At 38.1% G+C, this 25,390-nt stretch carries 29 protein-coding genes; 14 read left to right on the forward strand and 15 right to left on the reverse strand.

Features of this window, described 5'->3' with window-relative positions:
- Positions 1 to 2 precede the first annotated feature (2 nt).
- On the reverse strand, positions 3 to 377 hold the full coding sequence (locus HYG79_RS17200; RefSeq protein ID WP_228027899.1) for a response regulator: 375 nt from the start codon (positions 375 to 377) through the stop codon (positions 3 to 5).
- The gene (locus HYG79_RS17205; RefSeq protein WP_179243295.1) at positions 378 to 986 is read right to left on the reverse strand and encodes an Hpt domain-containing protein; all 609 of its coding nucleotides are present in this window, start codon (positions 984 to 986) and stop codon (positions 378 to 380) included. It lies immediately after the preceding gene.
- 271 nt (positions 987 to 1,257) lie between these two features.
- Between HYG79_RS17205 and HYG79_RS17210 the strand changes: the two genes are divergently transcribed.
- Positions 1,258 to 2,547 (forward strand): dipeptidase, encoded by a 1,290-nt coding sequence (locus tag HYG79_RS17210; protein ID WP_179243296.1) that lies wholly within the window; start codon positions 1,258 to 1,260, stop codon positions 2,545 to 2,547.
- Position 2,548: 1 nt separating this feature from the next.
- On the opposite strand, the gene HYG79_RS17215 is transcribed toward HYG79_RS17210, so the two are convergent.
- Both HYG79_RS17215 and HYG79_RS17220 read right to left on the reverse strand, forming a co-directional pair.
- Entirely contained in the window at positions 2,549 to 2,941 is a 393-nt protein-coding gene (locus tag HYG79_RS17215; RefSeq protein WP_179243297.1) for an acyl-CoA thioesterase, read from the reverse strand.
- A gap of 41 nt (positions 2,942 to 2,982) precedes the next feature.
- Positions 2,983 to 3,879, reverse strand: coding sequence for a DUF72 domain-containing protein (locus HYG79_RS17220; protein WP_179243298.1), 897 nt, complete (start codon positions 3,877 to 3,879; stop codon positions 2,983 to 2,985).
- Between the two features lie 234 nt (positions 3,880 to 4,113).
- Here HYG79_RS17220 and HYG79_RS17225 point away from each other — a divergent pair, with 234 nt between their 5' ends.
- Positions 4,114 to 4,521 carry a glyoxalase gene (locus HYG79_RS17225; protein WP_179243299.1) on the forward strand — a complete coding sequence of 136 codons (408 nt, stop codon included), beginning with the start codon at positions 4,114 to 4,116 and terminating at the stop codon, positions 4,519 to 4,521.
- Here HYG79_RS17225 and HYG79_RS17230 read toward each other — a convergent pair.
- Positions 4,518 to 5,195: a DUF2461 domain-containing protein gene (locus HYG79_RS17230; RefSeq protein ID WP_179243300.1), complete on the reverse strand. Its 678-nt coding sequence runs from the start codon at positions 5,193 to 5,195 to the stop codon at positions 4,518 to 4,520. The genes HYG79_RS17225 and HYG79_RS17230 overlap by 4 nt on opposite strands.
- A gap of 95 nt (positions 5,196 to 5,290) precedes the next feature.
- On the opposite strand from HYG79_RS17230, the gene epsC reads away from it, so the two are divergent.
- The 8 genes from epsC to HYG79_RS17270 all read left to right on the forward strand — a co-directional run bounded on the left by epsC (position 5,291) and on the right by HYG79_RS17270 (position 12,099).
- Entirely contained in the window at positions 5,291 to 6,085 is a 795-nt protein-coding gene (gene epsC / locus HYG79_RS17235; RefSeq protein WP_179243301.1) for a serine O-acetyltransferase EpsC, read from the forward strand.
- A complete protein-coding gene (gene cysM, locus HYG79_RS17240; RefSeq protein WP_179243302.1) occupies positions 6,075 to 6,959 on the forward strand; it encodes a cysteine synthase CysM in 885 nt (294 codons plus the stop codon). Before epsC ends, cysM begins: the two co-directional genes overlap by 11 nt.
- A gap of 4 nt (positions 6,960 to 6,963) precedes the next feature.
- The gene (locus HYG79_RS17245; protein ID WP_179243303.1) at positions 6,964 to 7,146 is read left to right on the forward strand and encodes a hypothetical protein; all 183 of its coding nucleotides are present in this window, start codon (positions 6,964 to 6,966) and stop codon (positions 7,144 to 7,146) included.
- Positions 7,147 to 7,367: 221 nt separating this feature from the next.
- On the forward strand, positions 7,368 to 8,321 hold the full coding sequence (locus HYG79_RS17250; protein WP_179243304.1) for a hypothetical protein: 954 nt from the start codon (positions 7,368 to 7,370) through the stop codon (positions 8,319 to 8,321).
- A 143-nt stretch (positions 8,322 to 8,464) separates the two neighbouring features.
- Entirely contained in the window at positions 8,465 to 9,121 is a 657-nt protein-coding gene (locus HYG79_RS17255; protein ID WP_179243305.1) for a hypothetical protein, read from the forward strand.
- A 173-nt stretch (positions 9,122 to 9,294) separates the two neighbouring features.
- Positions 9,295 to 9,522 (forward strand): hypothetical protein, encoded by a 228-nt coding sequence (locus HYG79_RS17260; protein WP_179243306.1) that lies wholly within the window; start codon positions 9,295 to 9,297, stop codon positions 9,520 to 9,522.
- Between the two features lie 9 nt (positions 9,523 to 9,531).
- On the forward strand, positions 9,532 to 10,017 hold the full coding sequence (locus HYG79_RS17265; protein ID WP_179243307.1) for a hypothetical protein: 486 nt from the start codon (positions 9,532 to 9,534) through the stop codon (positions 10,015 to 10,017).
- Positions 10,018 to 11,343: 1,326 nt separating this feature from the next.
- Positions 11,344 to 12,099: a hypothetical protein gene (locus HYG79_RS17270; protein WP_179243308.1), complete on the forward strand. Its 756-nt coding sequence runs from the start codon at positions 11,344 to 11,346 to the stop codon at positions 12,097 to 12,099.
- 154 nt (positions 12,100 to 12,253) lie between these two features.
- Here the strand turns inward: HYG79_RS17270 and HYG79_RS17275 are convergent, their stop codons facing one another.
- The 6 genes from HYG79_RS17275 to HYG79_RS17300 form a co-directional block, all read right to left on the reverse strand.
- Positions 12,254 to 13,051, reverse strand: coding sequence for an alpha/beta hydrolase (locus HYG79_RS17275; protein WP_179243309.1), 798 nt, complete (start codon positions 13,049 to 13,051; stop codon positions 12,254 to 12,256).
- Entirely contained in the window at positions 13,038 to 13,913 is an 876-nt protein-coding gene (locus tag HYG79_RS17280; protein WP_179243310.1) for an alpha/beta hydrolase, read from the reverse strand. Before HYG79_RS17280 ends, HYG79_RS17275 begins: the two co-directional genes overlap by 14 nt.
- Positions 13,914 to 14,036: 123 nt before the next feature.
- A complete protein-coding gene (locus tag HYG79_RS17285; protein ID WP_179243311.1) occupies positions 14,037 to 14,549 on the reverse strand; it encodes a hypothetical protein in 513 nt (170 codons plus the stop codon).
- A 71-nt stretch (positions 14,550 to 14,620) separates the two neighbouring features.
- The gene (locus tag HYG79_RS17290; protein ID WP_179243312.1) at positions 14,621 to 15,121 is read right to left on the reverse strand and encodes a Dps family protein; all 501 of its coding nucleotides are present in this window, start codon (positions 15,119 to 15,121) and stop codon (positions 14,621 to 14,623) included.
- A 210-nt stretch (positions 15,122 to 15,331) separates the two neighbouring features.
- Positions 15,332 to 16,423 (reverse strand): magnesium/cobalt transporter CorA, encoded by a 1,092-nt coding sequence (corA, locus tag HYG79_RS17295; RefSeq protein WP_179243313.1) that lies wholly within the window; start codon positions 16,421 to 16,423, stop codon positions 15,332 to 15,334.
- 257 nt (positions 16,424 to 16,680) lie between these two features.
- Complete coding sequence (locus HYG79_RS17300) at positions 16,681 to 17,463, reverse strand: tRNA pseudouridine synthase A (RefSeq protein ID WP_179243314.1); 783 nt, start codon at positions 17,461 to 17,463, stop codon at positions 16,681 to 16,683.
- Positions 17,464 to 17,585: 122 nt separating this feature from the next.
- Between HYG79_RS17300 and HYG79_RS17305 the strand changes: the two genes are divergently transcribed.
- The 4 genes from HYG79_RS17305 (at position 17,586) to HYG79_RS17320 (ending at position 21,395) form a co-directional block, all read left to right on the forward strand.
- Positions 17,586 to 18,407, forward strand: coding sequence for a hypothetical protein (locus HYG79_RS17305; protein ID WP_179243315.1), 822 nt, complete (start codon positions 17,586 to 17,588; stop codon positions 18,405 to 18,407).
- 165 nt (positions 18,408 to 18,572) lie between these two features.
- Positions 18,573 to 19,055, forward strand: coding sequence for a hypothetical protein (locus HYG79_RS17310; protein ID WP_179243316.1), 483 nt, complete (start codon positions 18,573 to 18,575; stop codon positions 19,053 to 19,055).
- A 151-nt stretch (positions 19,056 to 19,206) separates the two neighbouring features.
- The gene (locus HYG79_RS17315; protein ID WP_179243317.1) at positions 19,207 to 19,905 is read left to right on the forward strand and encodes a response regulator transcription factor; all 699 of its coding nucleotides are present in this window, start codon (positions 19,207 to 19,209) and stop codon (positions 19,903 to 19,905) included.
- On the forward strand, positions 19,902 to 21,395 hold the full coding sequence (locus tag HYG79_RS17320) for a sensor histidine kinase (RefSeq protein ID WP_179243318.1): 1,494 nt from the start codon (positions 19,902 to 19,904) through the stop codon (positions 21,393 to 21,395). Before HYG79_RS17315 ends, HYG79_RS17320 begins: the two co-directional genes overlap by 4 nt.
- Positions 21,396 to 21,470: 75 nt before the next feature.
- On the opposite strand, the gene HYG79_RS17325 is transcribed toward HYG79_RS17320, so the two are convergent.
- The 4 genes from HYG79_RS17325 to HYG79_RS17340 form a co-directional block, all read right to left on the reverse strand.
- Positions 21,471 to 22,223, reverse strand: coding sequence for a Shedu anti-phage system protein SduA domain-containing protein (locus HYG79_RS17325; protein ID WP_179243319.1), 753 nt, complete (start codon positions 22,221 to 22,223; stop codon positions 21,471 to 21,473).
- A gap of 83 nt (positions 22,224 to 22,306) precedes the next feature.
- A complete protein-coding gene (locus HYG79_RS17330) occupies positions 22,307 to 23,776 on the reverse strand; it encodes an AAA family ATPase (protein ID WP_179243320.1) in 1,470 nt (489 codons plus the stop codon).
- A 6-nt stretch (positions 23,777 to 23,782) separates the two neighbouring features.
- A complete protein-coding gene (locus HYG79_RS17335; RefSeq protein ID WP_179243321.1) occupies positions 23,783 to 24,196 on the reverse strand; it encodes a hypothetical protein in 414 nt (137 codons plus the stop codon).
- 1 nt (position 24,197) lies between these two features.
- Positions 24,198 to 25,358, reverse strand: coding sequence for a vWA domain-containing protein (locus HYG79_RS17340; RefSeq protein ID WP_179243322.1), 1,161 nt, complete (start codon positions 25,356 to 25,358; stop codon positions 24,198 to 24,200).
- Between the last annotated feature and the right edge of the window lie 32 nt (positions 25,359 to 25,390).

Raw genomic sequence — 25,390 nt, forward strand, 5'->3', positions numbered from 1 at the left:
AATCAGGTTTTGTTAAGTTCTCTAGCGACCCGTACCATTAATTCCGATGGGCTTACCGGTTTTGAGATGAAATCATTGGCTCCTAGTTCAAAAGCGCTTAGGACGTTCTCTTCATTGCCGGCAGACGAAATTATTATTATGGGTATTTGGGATTTGATTTCATTGCGTACATAATCTATCAATTCTATCCCCGAGAAATAGGGCATCATAATATCGCTGACTATAATATCGGGTTCATGGTCTTTTAAGTATTCTTTTACCTGCTTGCCATCGCTATTATGTACCACATCGTAACCGGCCCTTTTTAAACGATGGTTTAATAAAGATGCCAACAACTGGTCGTCGTCTGCCAACAATACTTGTTTCCGTTTCATCATCTAACTGCGTTTTGTTTTGGTCAGAGCTTCCAGTTCACGATCAATTGCATTTTCAATACTGGGATATTCCACCACAAAACACTCGTAAAGAAAGCGTAGGTATGCAATATCCTTGGTCGTTTGGCTTACGTTCTGCATACTTTCCACAATTTCAAGTAATGCTTTGGTATGCATCATTTTGAGTCCGTTCTTAACCTTGTGGGAGCAAAAGCGAAGTTGTTCAAAATCCTTGTTGTCCAATGCCAACCGGGCTTGCCCAATAAATTCCAGCGCATTTTGTTTGTACAACAGTACAAGTTCCTGTAATAGACCCAACTCACCCATACAATCTTCCAATACCGGGGCAAGGTCAATTGTCTGTTGATGAAGACTGGTTTTTATTGAGCTGTCAATGATTTCGATTTCACGGGTAAAGCCCTTTGTGATTTCCGTTTGGGAAGTTGTAGCCGTTCCCCAAATCTTATTTTCAAGGTTTTGTTTGAACACCCTGAAAGTTTCCTTGAGTTCATTCGCTTCATCCACTGAAAGTTGCTCGAATGAGAAACTATTGAGTGTGGCCTCTAAATTTGATAATTGGGCAAGTAGGTCTACTGTTTTGATCGGGGGCATTACAGATTTGGGTATTTGGTTGGTATTCTTGTTTCTTACAAAATCACTTGAATCTTAATTCTACAATGCTTTTGTGTTTGTAAAAGTGACCTATTATGGTAGCTATGACAATTAATTGTTGCCTAAGCGGCCATATATGTTGTCAAATTGCCAAATATGTAGTGTAAATTTCCTACAACCACTTATTTTAAAGAACATTAGTTAAAAAAGAATCCTTATTTTTAAGACGGATTAGTATAGAAAGAAACCATAAACCAATTCAAAAAAATAAATGAGACGATCAACCGTATTTGCCTGTATCCTAGTTCTTTTCTCGTGCAAGGAAACCGAAAAAAAAACTGAAATGAGCCTTGAGGAAAAAGCAAAGACCATTCATGAAAAAGTATTGACCATTGATACCCATAACGACATCAATGTTGCCAACTTCACAGCCGAAAAAAATTATACGCAGCGTTTGGAAACCCAAATAAACCTTCCAAAAATGGATGAAGGCGGACTTGATGTGACCTGGCTTATCGTGTATACCGGACAAGATTCGCTGACCACTGCCGGGTATGCCAAAGCTGAAGAAAACGCTATGGCCAAATTTGATGCCATTCATAGACTTTGTGATGAAATAGCTCCTGATACAATTGAATTGGCCCTAACCTCTGACGATGTTCGCAGAATTCATGCCTCGGGCAAGAAAATAGCCATGATTGGTGTGGAGAATGCCTATCCTATGGGCGAAGACCTTGATAACTTTGAAAAGTATCATGCATTGGGGGCTAGATACATTTCATTATCCCATAACGGCCATAGTCAATTTTGTGACTCCAATACAGGTGAAAATGATAGTATATGGTTACATAACGGTTTAAGTGATTTGGGCAAAGAAGCTGTAAAAGAGATGAATAGATTAGGAATCATGATTGATGTATCGCACCCATCCAAAGAATCTATGAAACAAATGATAGCGCTTTCCAAAGCTCCGATCATTGCATCGCACTCATCGGCAAGGGCCTTATGCGACCACAGTAGAAATTTGGATGACGAACAGCTCAAGCTTATGAAAGCGAACGGTGGGGTTGTGCAGACTGTGGCCTTTAGTTCGTACCTGAACACCAGCAAGCATGAAAACAGGGCCGCTTACATGAAAGAAGTGTATAAAAAAGTAGCCGATTCGTTGGGTGTCAACTGGTATGAGCGATCACAGTTTTCAACACTAAGCGATGATGAAAAATCAGCTTTTATGGAGAATTATCCAAAGGTTATGAAAATAGCCAAAGAATTGACAAGCAGTAAAAAAGAAGCGCCACCTGCAGTAAACGTTTCAGATTTTGTTGATCATATAGACTACATGGTTGACCTGATAGGCATTGACCATGTGGGGATTAGTTCCGATTTTGATGGCGGCGGTGGTATCGAGGGTTGGTCCGATGCCAGTGAGACTTTTAATGTCACCCTTGAACTGGTCAAGCGTGGCTATACAGAGGCCGAAATCGAAAAACTTTGGGGAGGAAACCTACTCAGGGTCTTGGATGAGGTACAGGCGATTGCCAAAGAAATGCAGCAGTCATAACCTATCCCGCTGCCAATCTATCCTTTACATATTCTATCTTGGTTTTTCCATGGGATTTGGGTTTACCGTCGTCGTCTAGATTGACCATGATAATGTTGTCCACGGTTACAATGGTCTCATGGGTCATTTTATTGCGTACTTCACAATTAAGGTTCAATGAGGTTTTTCCAAATTTTACCACTTCGATACCAATTTCAACAATATCGCCCTGCACTGCGGCACTCATAAAATTGATTTCCGACATGTATTTGGTAACGACCTTATTGTTCTCTAACTGAATTATGGCGTAAAGTGCGGCCTCCTCATCAATCCAAGCCAGTAGCTTACCACCGAACAATGTACCGTTAGAGTTTAAATCCTCTGGTTTTACCCATTTACGTGTATGAAATCTCATATGTGTTTATTTTGCGTACAAAACTATTAAATATCAGGTAGTCAAAATAATGTTGGGCCCGAATCGTAGAGCGTTTTTGGGATTTTGAGGTTACTTCCCAATTTTTTGTTCAATTTCTCAATAAATCGAACTGAAAGTAATGGAGACTCCAATTCCATATTTTGGTGCACGAAAAAATGAATATTTTTCAACCCCTTCTCCTTCCAGTCCGCCAATTTTTGGACCCAATCGTCCAAACGGGTATAATCCGTCGGATGATTGGCACCTACATAACGTATAAAGGCCTCATCATTGGTAAGTCGCATATGCATAATGTCTCTTCGGCCCGCAGTATCTACCAAGGTATTTGATATATTGTTTTCCTCAAGCAAGTGATATAGCTCTTGGGCCACTTTTGCATCATTGAACCAATCGGTATGGCGAAATTCCATCGACAATCGGAATTCTTTGGGCCAGTATTCCACAAAACGTACTACCCTATCCCAGTTCTTGGGACCAAAGTTGTTGTGCATTTGTAAAAAAATAGTACCCAATTTATCCTTTAGGTTGGCCGTTACGTTCAGGTATTCATCTAAAACAGGATAGGCTTCATCGTTTAAACGCCGCAAATGGCTCACGTTTTGGACTATCTTAGGAAAAAATTTGAAATCGCTTGGGGTCTTGTCGTACCATTTTTTATATTGTTCCGCAGGAAATATGCGATAAAATGTTGCGTTGAGCTCAATACAGTTGAACTGAGAACTGTAATAGGCCAGTTCGTCTTTGGTACCCCTTGGGTAAAAGCTCTTTAAATCTTGGCGGTTCCACTTTGCACAGCCCACGTAAATATTGGTCTCGCCTTTGCCCTTGTACTTGGAAAGTGCCACCTCGGTATCCGGATGGTCATTAGGTATGGTAAAATCTATCAGTTCCGGTTGTTCTACTTTTCCGAATTTCATGTATACTTCGTATTTATTTTAAATATAAAACTATCTGATGGATTTATTCGCCGTACCTCAAATTTAACTGACAAAAGTAAAATCCATAATACACGCTCTAAGAGATAAAAAAACATAAAACAACCTCAACCGTTATGATGCATTTGATATTTGTTTATAACCCCGTTAAAAACTATCGATTTCATAAAAAAAAGTGACCGGCCATAATACGTACCTTTATAAAAACCGATTGTTATGAACCAAAGAACCATAGATATTTTGCACATACGGCCCGAGATACCTTCTGCCAAAATCGTAGCGGGTATGAGCGATGACGAGTATTTTCAGAACGGCACATTACGCCCTGTGTTAAAGCTGCAAAACAACTTATTGGTAGCGGCTTTCAGAAATTATATTGTAAAACACAAGAACACGTTTCATAATCTCACTCTGGAAAAACGCTTTGTTTACATTGAAAATGCCATACAAAAGGATATCAAATTCCGAAATTCTTTGAAAGGCATGCTCATTGGGCAATTTACGGTAGAGGAATATGAAAAATACATTCAAAATTCATCGGCTTTGAACAAGCGGATGATGCAAATGGTGGTAAAAAGGCTGCAAGACCAGATTCAGCTTTTTGAAAATCCCGTTTTGGTCTAGAGCAAAGATTCTCCGTTCAAATTGGTCGTTAAAATATCGCTCATCAAATCAAAATACGGGCGAATGGCTTTAAACGAAACATCCAATTCATTCATAAAACTCGGGGAGAGTACTTCCGCATCGGTAAAGTTACGGGTAAAGATAAACTGTTTATGTTTTATCAAATCAATATTCGGGTGCTCTTTATCAAAGCCTTTGGGGGCGGTTTTAACGGCATCGCCCTGTAATGCCCCCCAAGTGTTCTTAAAATCAGTGTTTTCCAGTATTTCCCTGATTTCTGTAGCATCCAACTCAAATTCCTTTCGTATGCGCAACAGATCCTCTTTGTTCGGGTTCCAAAAACCTGTGGCTATAAAGCTGCTTCTGGGCCTTATACAAATAAAATAACCACCTCTGCGTTTTGCACCGGCCCTGGTATAGGAACCGGAAAATTGGGTTTTATAGGGTGTCTTGTCATTTGAAAAGCGAACATCCCTGTAAATACGGAACATTTTCATTTTCTCTATCTCGTCATGCATTTTCATTTTTTGCATCAGTTCCTGAAAAAAGCCTTTCACATGGGCCTGATGCTCCTTAAATATCTTTTTATGTTCGGCAAACCATTCCCTATTGTTGTTCTTTTCCAACTTTTTCAAAAATTCAAGCGCATCTTTAGTAATGAGGGTAGGCGACATACGACAATTGTTTTGTGATTTTATGCTAAAGTTAACCATTTGGCATAAAGTCTAATTTTTATATTGTTTAATTTTGATAATAAGACCGATAATGAATGGACAAAAAAGATATCATCCAAAAAATCATCAAACATAAGAAACAGCCTAATCTGAGATACCGATTAAAGGAAAAGACCGAAGAGTTCACCAATACGCTCTTTTACACCCTTTTTGATATTGATACGGCGGTGGAAAAAAATCTGGAAAAGCTAGAAACCGATTTTGATACACTTACCGATTTGGCCTGTTGGGATATGGACAGGCCCTGTAAGAAAGTTTGGGAGAACTACGTTGGCAAACTCCCTGGAATCCTGGAAAAACTAAATATGGACGCCGAGGCCACGGTCAATTGTGATCCCGCTTCACTTTCTATCGAGGAAGTGTATATGGCCTATCCCGGTTTTTATGCCATTGCCATTTATCGTTTGGCCCATGAGCTTTACACTATAGGTTTTCCCTTGGTGCCTAGGTTAATGACCGAATATGCCCATAGGCAGACCGGTGTAGACATTAATCCCGGTGCCCAAATCGGTGATTATTTTCATATTGACCACGGTACGGGCGTGGTAATCGGAGAGACCGCGATCATCAAAAACCATGTTAAAATATATCAAGGGGTTACCTTGGGCGGCCATTTTGTGGCCAAAAGCCTTAAAAAGACCAAAAGGCACCCGACCATTGAGAACAATGTAACCATTTACGCCAATGCTACCATTCTTGGTGGCACAACGATTATTGGTGAAAACTCGGTTATAGGTGGTAACGCATGGTTAACAGCTTCGGTGCCTGCAAATTCTACTGTTTTTCATACCCCGGAAATCAAAATTAAGACCCTGCCCAATGTCACATAGCCTATTAGACCTTATTGGCAATACGCCCTTGATAGGAAGCCAAGTATTGAATCCCAATCCCAACGTAAAAATACTGTTCAAGCTCGAAGGCCATAATCCCGGGGGTAGTGTTAAGGACCGGGCCGCATTTAGTATGATAAAAAACGGACTTGAACGTGGGGAGATTTCAAAAAACTCTAAACTGATCGAAGCGACCAGTGGTAATACGGGAATCGCCCTTGCTATGATCGCAGGAGTATACGGATTGGACATTGAACTGGTAATGCCCGAAAACTCAACGATTGAGCGTGTGCAGACCATGCGTGCCTATGGGGCCAAAGTCACGTTGACACCTGCTGACGTTGGTATTGAAGGCGCACGAGATTATGCCGAAGACAAGGTAGCGTCCCACGGTTATACCATGATCAACCAATTTGCCAACGATGACAATTGGAAAGCACATTACAGCACCACAGGCCCTGAAATTTGGAAAGATACCCAAGGTAAAGTGACCCATTTTGTTTCATCTATGGGGACTACGGGTACCATTATGGGCACATCAACCTATTTGAAAGAACAAAACCCAAACATACAGATTGTTGGCGTACAACCCACCGATGGCTCTAAGATTCCCGGAATACGCAAATGGCCAGCGGCCTATCTCCCCAAAATATTCGATCCTAAAAAAGTGGATCAAGTTTTTGAGGTAAGTCAAGAACAGGCAGCGGCAATGGCAAAACGTTTGGCCAAAGAAGAAGGTATATTTTCGGGTATGAGCAGTGGTGGCGCCACTACAGCTGCGCTACAACTCGCCAGTACCTTGGAAAGTGGCACCATTGTCTCTATCATATGTGATAGGGGCGACCGCTATTTATCCTCTAATTTATTCGATTAAAATCATGAAAGCACTCCTTTTGTCTTTTTGCTGTATTTCTCTCTTCATATGCACCACCAACGCACAATCCAAGCAAGATTCATTGGCAATACGGCAAGTGGCTTTGGATTATATCGAGTCCCAACATAACGTAAAGCCAGAACAGTTAAAAGCAAATACACGATACCCAAAAGAGCAAAATTTTTGAAAAAGCCGAAGCGAAAGCCGAACTACCTCCTACCCTGTTCCAAAATAAAATTTCCGAAGAGCTGCTTTATGAAACCTGCCTGTTATTGATTCTGAAATGATTAACTATCTTGGGAATCCATACCGGCTTAAAGAGGAAAATGAATCTTGATTGGCCAGTAATGGTTAATTTTAGTGAAATCATAGTGTATGATACAACACTAACATCAAAATTTTACGATAATGAAGCCGATACCTAAATTGTTATTTCTGGTTTTTACACTGTTCTCTGTATGTGTATATACACAACAAACATCGATTGCATTTGAATCCAATGGTAGAAGCCCAAAAGAAACAGAACAGAATCCGTTCAAGAAGTTTATTGGGGAATGGACGCTCAAGAATGATGATTGGACCCAAAATTGGGGAAACGGTACGGAAACCATAAAAATTCCAAAGCATCACACGATTTCACGGGAAATCAACACCAGCAATAGCTTATTGTCGATTATAGACGGGCCTGAACCTAACGGACATATTTTTTGGTCTTATAATCCAAATACCGAAGTGGTGCAGCACTTATCAAGTTTTGGAACGGTTAGGGCAGGAAATGGCGTTGGAACTATCAATGAAAATGGAGATGTAAATTTAAAACTATCCTTTGAAGGAGAACCTAACGGAACGTATAGAATATACCATTATATATGGTTAGACGATGACCAATACCATATGAAATCAGTGCAATATGATGAAAACGACCAACCTACGGGATTGTTTTACGAGGGTCGTTTTGTTCGTGTACCCAATACAGGCAAAGCTCAACTAGAAAAAGAAATCATGAATATTTTAGGTGTTCTTGACGATAACGAGCTATCAATAGAAAAACAATTGGAAGTATATAGTGATGAAATAATACACATGGCACTGGATGCCAAGGTAATTGACAATAAAGAATCCCTAAAAAAATATTTGGAACAACAACGCCTTTACGGAACTACGGATATGACACACCAAATCGTTACCGTTGAAGATCATAATGGCGCAGTACTTATGCAGGGTGCCGTTAAGGGCACTTTTCATCCGAGTAATGGTGACAGCGCGTTGACGTTTGAGACCAAAAACCTTTTTGTATTTGGCAGGGAAAAAGGAGTGTTAAAAATCAAGAAAATCATTTACAATAGCTCACCCGCTGATTAAAGTCGGTATGAAGCCGTTAATACGATATGATGATGTGGGTTTGAGTGATTTTTCAATCCTAAAATTCACCCGAATTGATACAATTCAATTATAATACACAATGGGTTTTATGAATTATTTTAGCCGTTGAAAACCATATGCGAATGCATTCCCATAAAAACGATAGTGAAGTACATATATTTGAAAACGTAGCCTGTGCAACATCGCCCAACGCATTACTACTATTTTTATCAACCGTATTGGTGTTTGCCGTAATAGTAGGCTTGGGTAAAATGCTTCAAATAAGGATGATACCCGAAATAGTGGCATTTATTACAGCTCCTATATATTTTACCGTTCTAAAAAAGAAATTTGTAATGAAAATTTCAGATTTTACACTCTCACCCGACACACTGGAGTGGAACGATAACCGTATTGATTTTAAAAGTTTGGAATATTACAAGATTAGCTATAATACGGGGCAAAACGGCGGAGCTACGCTAAAGTTCAAATTAAAAAATGGCAAAACCGTTGTACTACTGGCTACCAATCTTTTCTGCCATCCGCATAGGTTTTTAGAGCTATGTCTTAGTATCGACATGGTTTTATCAAAAAACAATGATTATAACAGCATCAAAAAGAAATCACTTTCTGAAACCGCATATTTTTTTCCCCTCATTCAAGCGTTGACAATTTTGGCCGCTTCGCTTATGATCTATAGGGTTTTCAGAAATGAATTTGTTGGTATGGAAGTGCTGTTGATTTTTATTGTTTGTGTAGCTGTTTTTGCGATTTTATTACAAGGGAAGAAAAGGTTTTAAAAAGTTGTTGTTTATGCCGCTGATGTTAAGGTACTTCCTGTTAAAAACTTAGGATAAACCAATAGCCGATTGCTTGATTATGATTTTAAAATCCCCGAACTTCGTTAACGTTGGAGATAAACAATTAAAACAGATTTATATCCGATATGTTAGCAAACATATTGACTAAACAAATGGATTTAAACGAAATATTCAAAAACAATCCAACGGATATAAACACTTTCTTATCCGAAATATTAGAAACTAATTATGAAATAAAAGCAATGATGCAAGCAATAATTGCTCATATATCTGACGGTGATTCTGAAAAGGAAAGAGAAATAATTGGACTCGCCAATCAATTAAAAAATGAGGAATTATTAAGGATTGCCGCTAGGATGGAATCTAATCGAAAAGACTGAATTAATCTGATGTACAAGATTTTTAAAATACTAGCAATAACAAGCACCTCTCTATTTATTATTTCCTGCAAGAAAGAAAACGACTTGGTAAAATTAAATAATTACGTGGTCGACAGAATTTGGATTACGGAAAATCAAAACCAATATTATTTCTCAAGTGAAGATGACAAAGAATATTCCTGGTCTACGCTAAGAAAAACTGGTAACGGAAATGGACTTGATGATTGGACAACTCCATTTTCAATAGCAAGGGGAAATCCGAAATCAAACCCATATAAATCAAATACTTTGAATCCTGAAGGATGGACTTTTTCTGATTTTTTCAAAATTCAGGGTGACACATTAATTCTCCAAAGAGAAGAAGATATAAATGCGGAAGATTTGATGATTTTTCATCTTGAAAAAGGAAAAGATACAATCATAGGAGTTTTTTCTTATAACGCGCTTCTAGTGCGCAATAAATATGGAAATCGGATATGGAAATCGAAAAAATGAAATACGTTTACTAACACGGTGTATAATTAAGTGCGGGCGGAATTTCAAGCTGGAAATTCCTGCAATCAATTATCTTTAGTCTCAGGCGGACATTTTCCGTTGGAAAAGTCCGCAACTAATCATACACGAAACGATAACGAAACCCTTTAAAATCACTCCAAAACTTGGGTAATGCACTCCAATAAACATTGCCCTGACGCATAAGGTACTATGGCGTCATCAGTACCGTGAAAAATAACCACAGGGCAAGTCACACCATTCATAGCCGGATTGTTATTTTTTTATTTGCGCAACTGTTTTCGTGATTTTATTACAAGGGAAGAAACGGTTTTAGAAAGCTGTTGTTTATGCGGCTGATGTTAAAAAACTTAGGGTGTCAAATAGTTAATTATTTGATTTCAACATTGAAATTATCGAATTTTAATATCAGAAAATAAAAATTGTTGAACTCATTTTATTTAAATCGTTATGTATAATTTTGAAAATAAAATGTGGAAAAGAAATTGGTTCTGGATTATAGTTTCCCTCTTACTTTTCTTGACTTGTTATTTTCTAACGGTTGGACTTGTGAATAGTGGACTGATGGACACGACCAGAATTTTTATACTGGGTAATTTTATAAGCGTTCCAAACTTCTATACCTTTTTCACCTACCTACCTCTAGTGTTTTTTACCTTATTTCTTATTAAAGTCATTTTGGACCGATTAAAAAATCGAAACTCAAATAAGATTTTGGTATTCTTTACTTCGTTTTTTATTGTTCAAGTGACTTACTTAACTCTCAAAATCAATTGGATTAATGAAACAAATTCGCTGGACGAGAATACAATCAAACTTTGGCAGAACATTTTACATATTTCTTTGCCAATACAGTTTTTTCTAATTTGTGTTTTGGTAATTGTTAGCTGGAAAGGGGGAAAACGAAGTAGAACCTAAAAAACTATATACAATACGGGCTATAATTCAATGCTAGATTCTAACTAACTTGAGACTTTGAAACAAACAAAACAACTGGATTCCGCACGACATTTTCCGTTTGGAAAGTCCGTAACGAAATCATCGCTAGGCCATTAATTTTCGTTGTTTGTACAGCTATATTCGTGATTTTATTACAAGGGAAGAAAAGGTTTTAGAAAGTTGTTGTCAATGCCGCTGATGTTAAGGTACTTCCTGTTAAAAACTTAAGATAAACCAATAGCCGATTGCTTGATTATGATTTTAAAATCCCCGAACTTGGTTAACCGTACGATAAAAATCATTTAAACGAATTTTATCTTAATCATTGGCAATAATTTGCTCAAACTCAATTGAACTTATTGGTAATATATGTTTATAGAAAATAAATTAATAAAAACAATTCTACCTTTTATTGGAATCACTTTAATAATTTGTGGCTATTTAAAACTATCAATTTTCTATGGCCATTTTGATATTGAGATTTACAATTATTTAGAGTTTACAGAAATATTAACTCTATTTATGCCAAATATTATCAGGAATATAGGAATCATTGCGATTGCTTTTTTTATTGTTTATCTGCTAATTGGGAATAAGGATATCGAACGAAACACAATGCTACATAATGCTATAGTGGAATCAAATACATTTTGGAAAAGGTTAAAATTATTATTTAAATTAAATCCACTTTTAGCTTGGTTGTCACTTTTTGTTATCATTATATCAATTATATATTCAATATGGTTCCCTGAAAAGTTAGAAAGTTACATTTTGAGCAGTATAGTTATTCCAGCAATGTTCTTTTTCAACATATTGGATTTTGAGTTTAGAAGAAAATATAAATTATTGAATGACAAGAAACCTAATTCTTCACGTTCGAATTTAGCTTTTGTTATTTTTCTATTCTTGATATATACTGTTAATTCTACATATAAAGAGATTAAACAGGTTCGAAAAACAAACAAAAAAATTGAATTTACTTATCAAGGTAAATCTATAAAAACTAGTAAACAGGATTTTTATTTAGGTCAAACAAAAAATTACCTTTTCATAAAAAACTTCGACAAGAAAAAAGTCTCTGTTTATAAAATGAGCTTGATTACTGAATTCGAAACATACGATTAATATAAAACTGATGCCAACAATATTGATAAAATATAGCTATTAAAAGCTTTTCGAGAGGTTTTTGTTTATTTAAAAAGTACACAAAATCCGAAAAGTTAGTGTATTTTTATAGGCTACGTTTCATACACAAAACCTATAACGAAACCCTTTAAAATCACTTCAAAACTCGGGCAATGCTCTCCAAATATTCCGGGAATTCAATCAAGTTGTTATGTCCGCCACCTTTTATGGTAAATATTTGTTTTTGAGCGTGTGGGACGGCTTCATATAAACTTTGCCCCGACGCATAAGGTACTATGGCGTCATCGGTACCGTGAAAAACAACCACAGGGCAGGTCACACCATTCATGAATTCATGGGATTTTAGCTTGTATTTCATCAACAGGTCTACCGGCAAAAAAGGAAATCGGCTTTTGGCAACATCAACCAAACTGTAATAAGGGGTTTCCAAAATAAGTTGTTTGGGTGCGTTTGTCGAGGCCAGTTGGGTCGCAATGCCCGTCCCCAATGACCTACCATATAGGGTAATCGCCTTTTCATCATAAGTTTTTAGGGCATACGCATAAAAAAGTTGTGCATCGGCATGTAAGGCAGCTTCACTGAGTTTCCCCGTGCTTTTCCCATAAGTACGGTAATCCATTATAATGACGTCGTAACCCTGTTGCACAAAAAACTGGGCTATCTCGCCCCAACGGGAAAGGTCGCCCGCATTACCATGAAAATAGAGCAAAACCCCTTTAGGGGCTGTACCCTTAAAATGCAAGCCGTTCAATACCGCACCATCCGGTGCGGTCAAATTGAATTCATGGTGGGGTACCGCAAACGAATATTGATAATCCTGTGGCAGTTTAGAAGGTAAAAAAATGAGTTTTTCCTGTAAAAAATAAAGCATGACTGTTATGAGTAGGTAAAATATTAATAGGTTACGGGCAATTTTCTTAAACCTTCGCATTTTTTGGTTTTGTAGCGTGCTGTACCGATATGCTGGAGCCTTTCAAATCAACGACTTTTGGTTTGGTCGTAATGATATCGCCCAACATTTTATGGTATGATTCAAAGGTATTCAAATCTTTATGACCGCCACCTATGATAGTATGTAATGTAGTTTGTTTGGGCTTTATCTTGGATAGTTTTACACTGGTTTTATAGGGAATAAGCCTATCGTCGGTACCATGTATAATGTGGATGGGGCAGTTTACATACTTGAGCCATTTGTACGTGGGCATCGGAAACTTGATCAATAATGAAAGTGGCATAAAGGGTACATAGCGTTTGGCCACTTTGCTAAGACTGTAATACGGCGCATCTAAAATGAGCATCCTGGGATGGTTCATAGAGGCCAATTTGGTCGCAAAACCCGAGCCCAAAGAGCGCCCATAAAGAATGATATACTTTTCGTTTACATTTTCCCTTATCTTGTTGTAGACCACCTGTAAGTCTCTTTTGATCGCCTTTTGCGTTCGCCGCCCGGTACTTTTGCCAAACCCTCGATAATCGACCATGATAACATCGTAGCCGTGCCTGGTAAAATCGACCGCGAATTTGCCCCAACCCTTTATGCTTTTTGAGTTGCCCTTGAGGTAAAAAACCACTCCTTTGGGTCTTTGGGTCTTAAAACGGAGCCCATTGATAATGGCCCCATCCCTGGTCTCGATATTGTACTCCTCAATTTCCTGATTTTCATAATAAAATTCAAAATCCTTGGCCAGCTTTTCGGGTTTGAACATCAAGAAGTCCTGCAAGAAATATACAAGCGTATTTATGGCCAGATATATCAAGATGATTACGGTAAGAATGTACTTCCAATCGGCCATCGCATTTAATCGGTTTACATACAATGTACAAAAAAAGCGCCTCATGGCGCTTTTTTATCTTGTAGAACTGTTTTGATACATCGGTCTTTTAGGATGCACAGCCCGTATACCATCTACCAATGATTATTTTAGGGATTCATGACTTTCGACAAAGAGTTCAATTTTTCTGCCCTCATCATTGGTGACTACCAAAGTTTCTACTTCATTGTTGTCTTTGTTCATAATGGTCTCACTTTCCAAGATATCAAGGTTTTTCCCGTTATCGATAGCAACGATCAAATCGTTTTTGGTGCTCAGCACGGTAAAATCTGTTTTCTCATCGGCATTATAGCTAAACTTGATGATTTCGTCAAAGGCATCATCCAAGTCATTGTCCACCTTTACGGTTTTCATGATTTTTTTATTGCCCTGATTTTTTGAATCGTTCTGGATCCCCTCGTCTTCATCAATATGGGAATATGTACCTAATTCTACTTGGGTATTGACTTTTACCGAGTTCTGTATCGTTTCACCATTTACATTAATTGTATATGTTTTTTCTACGGTTTCGGTAGATGCATCCTGTACTTGTTGGGCGTTTAAGCTAAATAACGATGCCGTTAATATGAGTGTTGCTGTTGTTTTTATAATCTTCATGTTTGATTTTTTTCTGGATTTATAATCTTAATCTTAGTTCTATAACATTTCTTTTAGTTTATAGGTTGGCCCTAGTTTTGGGAAATCTCTGAAAAATGTTGCCTTTTATCTTTGTTCCAGGCATCCAACATCCAACTTGTTTTTTCCATTTGTCGAATGTAGGCTCCAATTAAATCAATGGTTCCTTCATCGTTTATTTCATCGGCCTTATCGACCACTTTTGTCATTTGTTGCAGTAAAATACTGTGGGATTTCAAAAGCTCATCCACCATTTCTTCGTCAATTAGCGTAGTAGCACTTTCTTTGATTGATGATGCTTCCAAATATTCACTGTAATTGCTCATTGGGTGATAACGCAAAGTCAAAATGCGCTCTGCGATTTCATCAATTTTACCTCGGGCGTCAACATACATCTCTTCAAATTTTTCATGCAGGTCAAAAAAGTTTTTTCCCAGTATGTTCCAGTGAAAGTTTCTCAGTTTTTGGTAATATATGTGATAGTCGGCTAAAAGCGTGTTCAATTCGGTTACGACTGGTAATAATTTTTTTTCATCAATATTCAAATAGTTCATGAATTTGTGTTTTTAAAGATTAAACAATATGTTTTGAAATGTTGGAGTGAAGTTCTTTTTGTGCCAATAGAGTCTTGGCGTTTTCAGCGGATGCCTGATTAGAAAGAATGTATTTAATTATCCAACACCATTAATATATGGGATATTCAAAAAAAGTCAAGTGATTTAACGGTCTTTAACGTGTGTTGGGAAGAATTAACATAAGGAACGTTAAAGCCAACCCTTTTTTCTAAAATAAATTAACATAAAAAGCAAGAGAAAAATCATAATGCCCCACACATAAAGATACCCGTGTTCCCAATGCAGTTCGGGCATGTGGTCAAAATTCATCCCATAAATACCTGCTATAAAAGTCAAAGGGATAAAAATAGAGGCCATTATGGTAAGCACCTTCATGACCTCGTTCATTTTATTGCTCATATTGCTCATATACATTTCCATAAGGCTCATGCTCATTTCCCTATAAATCTGAAGGGTTTCGTTAATCTCTACGGAATGGTCCAAAACATCCCGTAAGAACAGTTTGGTGTCCTTTTTTATCAAAGGGCTTTCCGTATCTATAAGCCTACTGACCAGTTCTTTTACGGGAAATATCCAGCGGCGTACTTTGAGTACTTCTTTTTTAAGTTCCTGTATTTTTTGCGCAACTTCGGGTTTGGGATTTTCATATACTTGCTCTTCCAATACCTCGATTTTATGATTGATGTGTTCCAACACCGTAAAATAATTATCAATAATGGCATCCAATAACGCAAAGAACAAGTAATCGGCCCCACGTGTGCGAATACGACCGTGTTTGGTACGTATTCTGGTGCGGACCCCTTCAAAAACATCCTCTTTGAGTTCCTGAAACACCAAAACCGTATTTTCCAACAGTACCATGGCCATATGCTCGCTGACCAGTTCTTCGGCATCATTGATATAGAGCATTTTGAACACCCCGAAAATATGGTTGTCATATTCGTCAATCTTTGGTCTCTGCAAGGTATTTACCGCATCTTCGAGCAAAAGTGAATTTAACCCGAACCGTTTTCCCAGATTCTCGATATAGGCCTCATCGTTGATACCCACGACATCAATCCATGAAGTGGATTTGGAATCGTTATGTACCAGAATGGCATCAATATCATTTGTAAAATCCTCGGCAACACTTTCATCGTCATACTCTATGGTATGTACTGTACTTTGGGTTTTTTCCCTATCTCCCAAATAAGTCACGGTACCGGGTGCTTTGCCGATTTTGTCTTTTGCCCTGGATTTTTTTCTTCGATGTAATGGGTTGGTCATTTTCTTTTTTTGCATTACCAAGTTTTGCCTAAATATACTAAAAGTGCTATGGAAATATAATAATCGTTCGGTGAAAGGTAAAACCTCCCAACTGGGCCATAGTCACCTTGTTTTCCAAGGTGTTTAAGGGTAAATTGTCTTTTTCAACGTAATGGGAAATCCTATGGTTACTTAATATTAGAGGATTCCTCGTCGCTTGGCCCCATGAAACGACAAACCAACTTTATAAAATAGTGTCATAAAAAATATAGCATCCCAATTAGGCACTTGGTTCATTCAAAATCGATTTTATGTAAAATGAGCCCCGAACCAGGTGCCACATAATTTAATTGCATTGTGTTCCCCTCCTCCAATGATGTTTTAATATCCAAAATACCAAGTTCTCCCCTACCCAGCTGCATTAACGCCCCCATCATCAGCCTGATTTGATAGCGCATAAAACCTTTTCCGGTTACTTTTAACAGGTAACTTTTTTTAGGGAAAAAATTAGCTTTTAGTATCTTATTTTCCAATATCTCGCAAGAGTCCACCGTTCTCACCAGTTTTTTATTGGCTTTGGGTTTTGCGGTGTAGGCCCTAAAATCATGAGTACCCTCATAAAGTTTCGCCGCTTTTATCATAAGGTCAATATCAAGTTCGTCAATACAATTGGTCAAATAAGAGGCACAGAACGGATGGTTTTTTTGTCCGTAAGAAAAAAGATATAGATACTCTTTTGATTTTGAATCTTGTATAATATTAAAATCACTGCTTATGGGCGTACAGTTCAGTACTTTGATGTCCGAAGGGAGGTTTCTATTAAAATCGGTCAAAAATGCATCCATATCCGGTAACGGGTGTTCCAAAAATATTTCAAAAGCGGTCTGTAATGCAGATACCTTGGCATCGGTCCTACCGGCACCCAGAATTTTGAACGATATATTGGGTAATATGAACTTTAAGGTTTTGTGAATCATGCCCTCTACCGTTTTTTGACCGGGCTGTTTTTGCCACCCACTGTACCGGAACCCCAAAAATTGAACCTTGATGATATAACAGTGTCTTTTTTTTTGCATGGATGCTATGCTTATGATTTGAGATATCAATATTAAGAATAATTAGAGCATCATATTCGGATGTAACGAATTCCTACAAAACAATTTTGTACTTTGTAGTTCATTACCCAAAATCAACAGCTATGAATCGCTCTACAACTACTTTTTTGCTTTTTTCGTTTATCGTACTGTTAGGTTGCTCCGCCAATAAGGATAGTTTTCACAGAAAAGGAGAAACAGTTACGCTGACCTTGAACAAATATCCCCAAGAAAATCAGCCCAATACATTGGCATTTTCTTCCATTACCCCGTTTTTGGTAGACTTTGGTATTGGTAAGGTAAAACAGATACTGGAAAATGAAGCTGGAAAATTTACGGGTATGTATCAAGCGGAAATAAGTGATTCCAATTTTTATACAGATGCTTCTTCCAAAGATAGGTCAATGAACTATAGGTCTTTTGTCATCGATCGTAAGGCAGATTTGGGCAAGGGCCCGGAAACCGTTTCCAAAATGGAATTCAAGTTCAATACCGATGCCAGCAGAACCTTTATCGCTGTACAGCCTGTAGCTTTAAAAATAGATAAGAGCAAAGCCAAGCTTTTGCAAAACGATTCAACTTTGGACGTTATCATTGATATACGAATGGTCTCTTTTTGGATCGATATCAACCAAGAGTACAGAACCGCGGAAACTGCGAATACCTCATTTGTATTGTCGAATATAGAATTGGGAAAGGCGTATGACAGCAATTCCAAATTACTTTCAAAGACTTCGGGCTGGATGTTCCCCATACCCTTGTCCGTTAAGCCAGACGGTACATTTTTTGGTAGGGGCACATTTAACCTGTATTGCACGGTAACCGAAATAGACGATTACGGAAAACGTATTGAAACTATTAGAAATGCCTTTGAGACCAATGAGGCTGAAATCAAAGACATATTACTCAACAGCGGTAAAGATTAACAAATACCAAAATCGAGAAAGCCAAAGATTTTTATTTTTTCTCAACACTTTTTTACACATAGCCAACATTGGCAAACCCTTTATCGATTATTTTTAAATAAATAAAAATTCATTCCGTTCTTTAATTTCAAACGTGGATCCCCCGAAGTCTCTAAAACCAGTGTAATGAAATTGATGTTACGAATTTTTTCTTGGAAGGTTACCTTGTTGATTTCCGTTATTACATTAATATCGTTATGTATTCTCGGCTTTTACGGTATCTATACGGATAAGTTTTACTTTTTTAAGCTTGATAATTACATCTTCCCGATACTGACTATAGTCCACTTTATATACCTATACGCAGTTTGGTTCAAAATTACCGAAAATGAATATCCTGATGTTCCCATGAGAAATCTGGAATATTCACTTTATCTTATTTTCCTGGTTTACCTCTATAAAACCGTAGATTCTGTTTTGGTGGTTACGAGTTATCACGACTTTGAAAACTTTGTTCTGCCATCAACGTTTGTTCCCTTGGGCAATACCACGGTTGGTTTATATGTCGTCTTGCTTTTTGTGACCTTGTTGACTTTTGGGCACAGGAGAAAATCGGTAGGCCCATATGATTTTTCCAGTTTTAACGAGAATATGGATTCTTGGCAATAATTTTTGGTTTTCCTATTCCAATTCTTAGCATTCCTGTAAGGAAAGTTATGCCTTTACGGCTATTACATGCATAACGTTTATTATTTCGTAGTATCAATATAGCGGTCGTGATAGTTATGTGATACTTTTTATTTTTTTTCGTATTGTAATTATGAAGCATATACTTATCATAGAGGATGACCTGGAAATCGTTAGACTTTTAGAGATTCATCTTACCGACTCAATATACAAAACCTCCAAGGCTATGGACGGAGCCCTAGGCTTAAAAATGGCCTTGGAAAACGATTATGACCTCATATTGTTGGATTTGACCCTGCCCACACTTGATGGCGTCGAAATCTGTAAAAAGTTGAGGGCGAAGAAAAATACCCCGGTAATAATGCTCACGGCAAAATCTGAAGAGATAGACCGGGTTTTGGGCTTGGAAATAGGTGCTGACGATTACATAACAAAACCATTTAGCATTCGAGAGCTCTTGGCAAGGATAAAGGCCGTTATGCGGCGAACGGATAGTAAACCGGACCATCAAAAAGACTCTTCCTCGATAGCTGCGGAAGGTCTTCATATAGATGTCGATAAACGCAAGGTCGTACTGGGCAATCAAAAAATTGAGCTATCCCCAAAAGAATTCGAGCTTTTGGTCCTTATGGCTTCCAACCCTGGTAGAAACTACACACGAACCGAATTGTTGAACATGATTTGGGGCTACAATTTTGAAGGTTACGAGCATACCGTTAATTCGCATATCAACCGATTACGGGCCAAAATTGAATCGGATATGACCAATCCAACTTATATTTTGACTACATGGGGCGTTGGCTATAAGTTTAATGAAGACAGTATTTTATGAGCAAAACCGAAAAAACATTAACGCCCCGTCTGGTAAAAAAGTTATGGGTAGCTTTTATCCTCATCATTATTTTAATGGGAGCATCCTATATTTTTATTACGGGATATCTCACCAATAAACATAACCAAGCCATTACACAACGTGTAAATGCCAAGGTAGCGGAACACGTTATCCAAGAAAAATTTCAAAGTGCATCCCCCTTTTTGCAAGATGGGAGCGTTAACAAAGAACTGTTCGGTGATCTCATGCACGATATGATGGCGGTGAACCGCGGTATAGAAGTTTATCTTTTAAATAAAACGGGTGACATACAATATTCCGTTGTTTTGGAGCATAATGAAAATGAGCCTACCAAAACAGTTTCGCTGGCACCTATACAAACCTTTTTAAAAACCAATGGCACCGAGTTTGTAATCGGGGACGACCCCTTAAACCCAGGAGAGCAGAAGATTTTTTCAGCTGCCCCATTTTCGGTTGATGGCCAAGAGGGCTTTATTTATATCATTTTGGCGGGAAAAGAGTTTGAACTGATCAGTAACAATCTTTTAGGACAATATTTTACCAAGCTTGGCATTGGTGCTACCTTGTTGACCATGTTTTTTGCGGCTATTATCGGCTTGTTGAGCATTTGGTTTTTGACGAAGAACCTAAGGTTGATTACGAGGACCGTTCGTAAATTCCAAGAGGGTGATTTAGAGGCGAGAATCGAAAACCCGGAAAGATCGGATATTGAGGTATTCGCACATTCCTTTAATGATATGGCCGATACGATTGTGAGCAATATGGATAAAATGAAATCTGTGGATACGCTACGACGAGAATTGATTGCCAATGTTTCCCATGACCTAAGAACACCTTTGGCCATTTTGAAAGGCTATGTGGAAACCCTTCAAATAAAACGGGACTCCTTGACCGAAAAGGAGAAAGATGAATATTTACAGATTACACATGACAATATTGATAAATTATCCAACTTGATCAATCAGTTGTTCGATTATTCAAAGCTGGAAGCGGAGCAAGTAACCCCGATCAAGGAACCTTTTTCCATTACCGAGCTTTCCCATGATTTGATAGCCAAGTTCAAGGTCTTGGCAAAACAGAAACAAATAGATCTGCAACTGGATAATCCCGAAGAAAACTGTATGGTTTTTGCCGATGTTAGTTTGGTAGAACGGGCGTTACAGAACCTAATCGAAAATGCCATAAAATACACACAGCCCAACGGTAAGGTTACCTTGAGCTTGCACAAAAAAGGAAAAAATATTGAAATTGATATTACCGATACCGGAACAGGCATCCCTACGAACGAGCAACCTTTTATTTTTGACCGATATAAACAGGTAGATAAAAGTGCCAAAAAACAGGGGTATGGTCTGGGCCTTGCCATCGTAAAACGCATTATGGACCTGCATGATACTACCATAACCGTCTTGAGCAAACCAAAAGAAGGTAGCTCATTTATTTTCAACTTGCCTGCCTATCAGATATGAACGGGAAACAATTGCTATGAAAAAACCCCTTTCAAATGTAGCCAAATGGAAGGGGTTTTAAATTAAAAGTTAATTTTATAAAGTATTATACTGTCTCAAATTAAGAATTTCTTTATGGTGTTTGGTATAAAAATGAAATTTAGCTAGTTTTCTACTATTACAGAAATTTTTCCATTCAGAATCCGAAAACGCTTTAAAAAACGGATTTGCCAATTGTTCTTCATAATCTTCGTTTTCATCAGGGAGCCAAGTAAATCTATAAAATTGTTTTGATTTTAGCTTATCAGTCAAATAATCAAATGACCTTATTTCGGCTCCAATTTCTTTTGAAATTTGATTTCTTTTTTCGATTTCATAAGGATTGTTTGTTCTCCTTCCAATAATAATTTTAAATCTCAAATGACTATCTGTAATTACACGTGTAGAAATTGTCGGTAAGTATTTTTTAAACCAGGAAGGATTGTCGATAAGCCATCTTTTCCAGTCTCTTATTTGTTGGGTAGCTCGATTGAAATCTGAAGTCATTATACCTCTAGAGTTAAAGAGTTTTGCTCTTGGCCGTTTAATTTCAAATAACTCAAACTTGTTTCCATTGCTAAAACCATCCGAAAGAGTAACGAAATCGGTCTCTAATTCACTCCCAAGTTTCAATTTTGATATAACTACATGACAGTTTTCATTGGCCATGAAAAATCCTGCGTTGTTAGATAGATATGTTTGGTAATGGTTTTCCGTCAAATCTTTATTCAAAAGACTTTCCCAATCTAAAATGAGATTTTCCTTGAAATGAGAGCTATTAAGTATATTAAACCAGTTATCTACATACATTTGAAACGCTATAAATTACTCACTATTTATTGTTTTTATGAATTCAATACATTCGAAAAGAAATAGGTTATTTGTTTTTGTTATTAAAGGCCGCTGATATAGCTACCATATAAATCCTTAAACTGGTACCCATCCTCAAAACGATGTTTGCTGAGTTTTTTATGGGATACCAAACCCCAAAGCAAGAGTTCTTTTAGAAAATAGATATCCGTTTTGGGAAAATCCGGCTGATGGTCCTTTACCAATTGATTCAGTTCCGGAATACTGTCCAAGGTACGTTTGTATTCGGCATCGGTAAAATCATCCAAAAGCTCAAAACCTTCGCCTTGAAAAAACCAATGCAGCAACTCATCGTAGGGTGTTTCCTCGTTTTTACGTTCCAACTTGTTTATCTCGGGAAAATACTGTGGGAATACGGACTTTACGGCATCATCGATTAAAATTGCCGCTACACCATCGGCACCCTCTTGTTCCCCTTCGTATACCAATTCTATTTTTCCCGTTATTGCCGGGATAACCCCGAGAAAATCACTTAACCGTACCATGGTTTTCTCTGCTCCGGTCAACAGTGCCCTACGCTCCGCTGTACTCAAAAGGTTCTCAAAAGCCGTGATGCTGGTACGGGCACTTACCCCACTTTTGGCATCTACATACTCGCTGTTTCGTGCCTCAAAACTTATTTGTTCCAATAGATCTTTGGCGATATCGGGAACGTATACGGCATCGACCTGCCTATCATCCAAATTGGATTCCTGTTGCGTGATTTTACGTGCCGTTTCAATATCATCGGGATAGTGGGTCAGAATCTGTGAACCAATCCTATCTTTTAAAGGCGTAACGATACTGCCCCTGTTGGTGTAGTCTTCTGGGTTCGCCGTGAACACAAATTGGATGTCCAAAGGCAGTCGCAACTTAAAGCCCCTAATCTGTATATCGCCCTCTTCCAAGATATTAAAAAGCGATACTTGAATACGAGCTTGTAAATCTGGTAGTTCATTGATAACGAATATACAACGGTTGGCACGAGGGATCATTCCAAAATGGATTACCCGGTCATCGGCATATGAAAGTTTTAGATTTGCCGCTTTTATTGGGTCTACGTCACCTATTAAATCCGCTACCGTAACGTCTGGCGTGGCCAGTTTTTCATAAAACCGCTCATTTCTGTGCATCCATGTTATGGGAGTTTTATCTCCTTTTTCCTTTATTGTCTCTATCGCATAGCGTGACATCGGTCGTAGTGGGTCATCATTGATTTCCGAACCTTCTACCACAGGAATCCATTCATCCAATAAATGAACCATCAATCTCGCCAAACGTGTTTTTGCCTGCCCACGAAGTCCCAATAAATTGATGTTGTGCCGAGACAAAATAGCTCTTTCCAATTCCGGGATTACCGAATTTTCGTAGCCCCAAACCCCTTCAAAGGTATCTTCCCCGTTCTTGATTTTTTCCCTAAGGTTATCACGCAGTTCATCCCTAATGCTTTTGGTTTGATAGCCTGCTTTTTTGAGTTCCCCCAAAGTGGGGATTTTTTCTTTTTTCAATTTCATGTTTTTTTAATCAAATGGTAATAAATCCGGTTCCAAGAATCTTGATTTTGCTTGTTTAGAATCAAAAATATCGAATCCGTAATGTGCGTTAATGAGTTCTCTAAAATTATTTTTAAGCCTTGGAAGTTCTCTAATAAAATCTTCAAAAATATTCGACGTTGACTTGAGCATAAAATGATAGACCGCCTTGATAGCGGCAACGGTTAGCGTTGAATTATATTTATCTTCCGCTCCCACATGCACTACAAATTTTTTTAATTGAAATTGTATGTTCGATAGTGCATTACCGATGCCATATTTTTTGATATGTATCCATGCCAGTCGCAAATGTGCCTCATGGTTGAATAAGACCGGATTTAACTCACAATGCTGAAATTGTCTTTCAAATTCCAAATCGGATAATTGAAGATGACTTTTCATATCACTTCAATCTTTTTCTTCTGTTGTTTTCATAATCCTCAAAAATCATTTCCCCCAAACCTTTTAATCCGGTAAAAAATGCCTTGCCTTTATTGGCTTCGGTAAAATGACGTATGAATTGCATAAGATACGGGTCTTGGGCAATCATAAAGGTGGTAATGGGAATATGAAGTTTTCGCGCTTGCCGTGCCATGTTGTAGCATTTCTCCACAATATAGTCGTCAAGGCCTACACTATTTTTATAATAGGTGCCATCGGGCATTCGAAGGCAGCTGGGCTTACCATCGGTAATCATAAAAATCTGTTTGTTGGTATTTCGTTTTCTTCGCAGCATATCCATCGCCAGCTGTAATCCTGCAACGGTATTGGTATGGTACGGCCCCACCTTTAAATAGGGTAGGTCTTTGATGGGTATGGGCCAAGCATCGTTCCCGAATACCAATATATCCAATGTGTCTTTGGGATAACGTGTGGTAATGAGTTCCGAAAGTGCCATAGCCACCTTTTTCGCCGGTGTAATCCTATCTTCCCCATATAAAATCATACTATGGCTAATATCGATCATCAAAATAGTGCTCATTTGGGCCTTGTACTGGGTGTCTTCTACGACAAGATCCTCCTCACTTAGATTAAAACTACCGATACCGTGATTTACTTGCGCATTTTTTAGGCTTTCGGTCATAGAGATATGTTCCAAACCATCACCATATCGGTATTCCCTAAAATCGCCCGTATGTTCATCGCCTTGGCCAGATTTTCCGGTTTTATGGTTTCCGGCACCGCTTCGTTTCAATTTTCCAAAAATTTGGTCCAATGCCCGTTGGCGAATAATACGTTCCATTTTAGCGGTAATCGATATCGTACCGTTACCCGAACCATCGCCTTCTTCGCCCTCCTCTCCCATTTGTCCGCCACCATCTTCAAATTCTTCCCGTATGTATCCTTTTGCCTTTAAATCCTCTATAAAATCATCGATAGTGTACTCCTCGGTGGTAAGTACATATTCCTTATCAAGCTCTCGCAACCAGTCAATAGCCTCATCAAAATCGCCAGAAGTATGGGTAATGAGTTCCTGAAAAATCTCAAAAAGTTTATCAAAAGGAGTTTGTTCCGGAGCTTCATAGGGCACAAAGCGGAACCCTTTTCTTGTATTCATAGCCATACTATAAAAATAATACTTTTAACAGCATCTGT

The organism is Costertonia aggregata (genome assembly GCF_013402795.1).
In the GTDB taxonomy this organism is placed as follows: Bacteria; Bacteroidota; Bacteroidia; order Flavobacteriales; family Flavobacteriaceae; genus Costertonia; species Costertonia aggregata.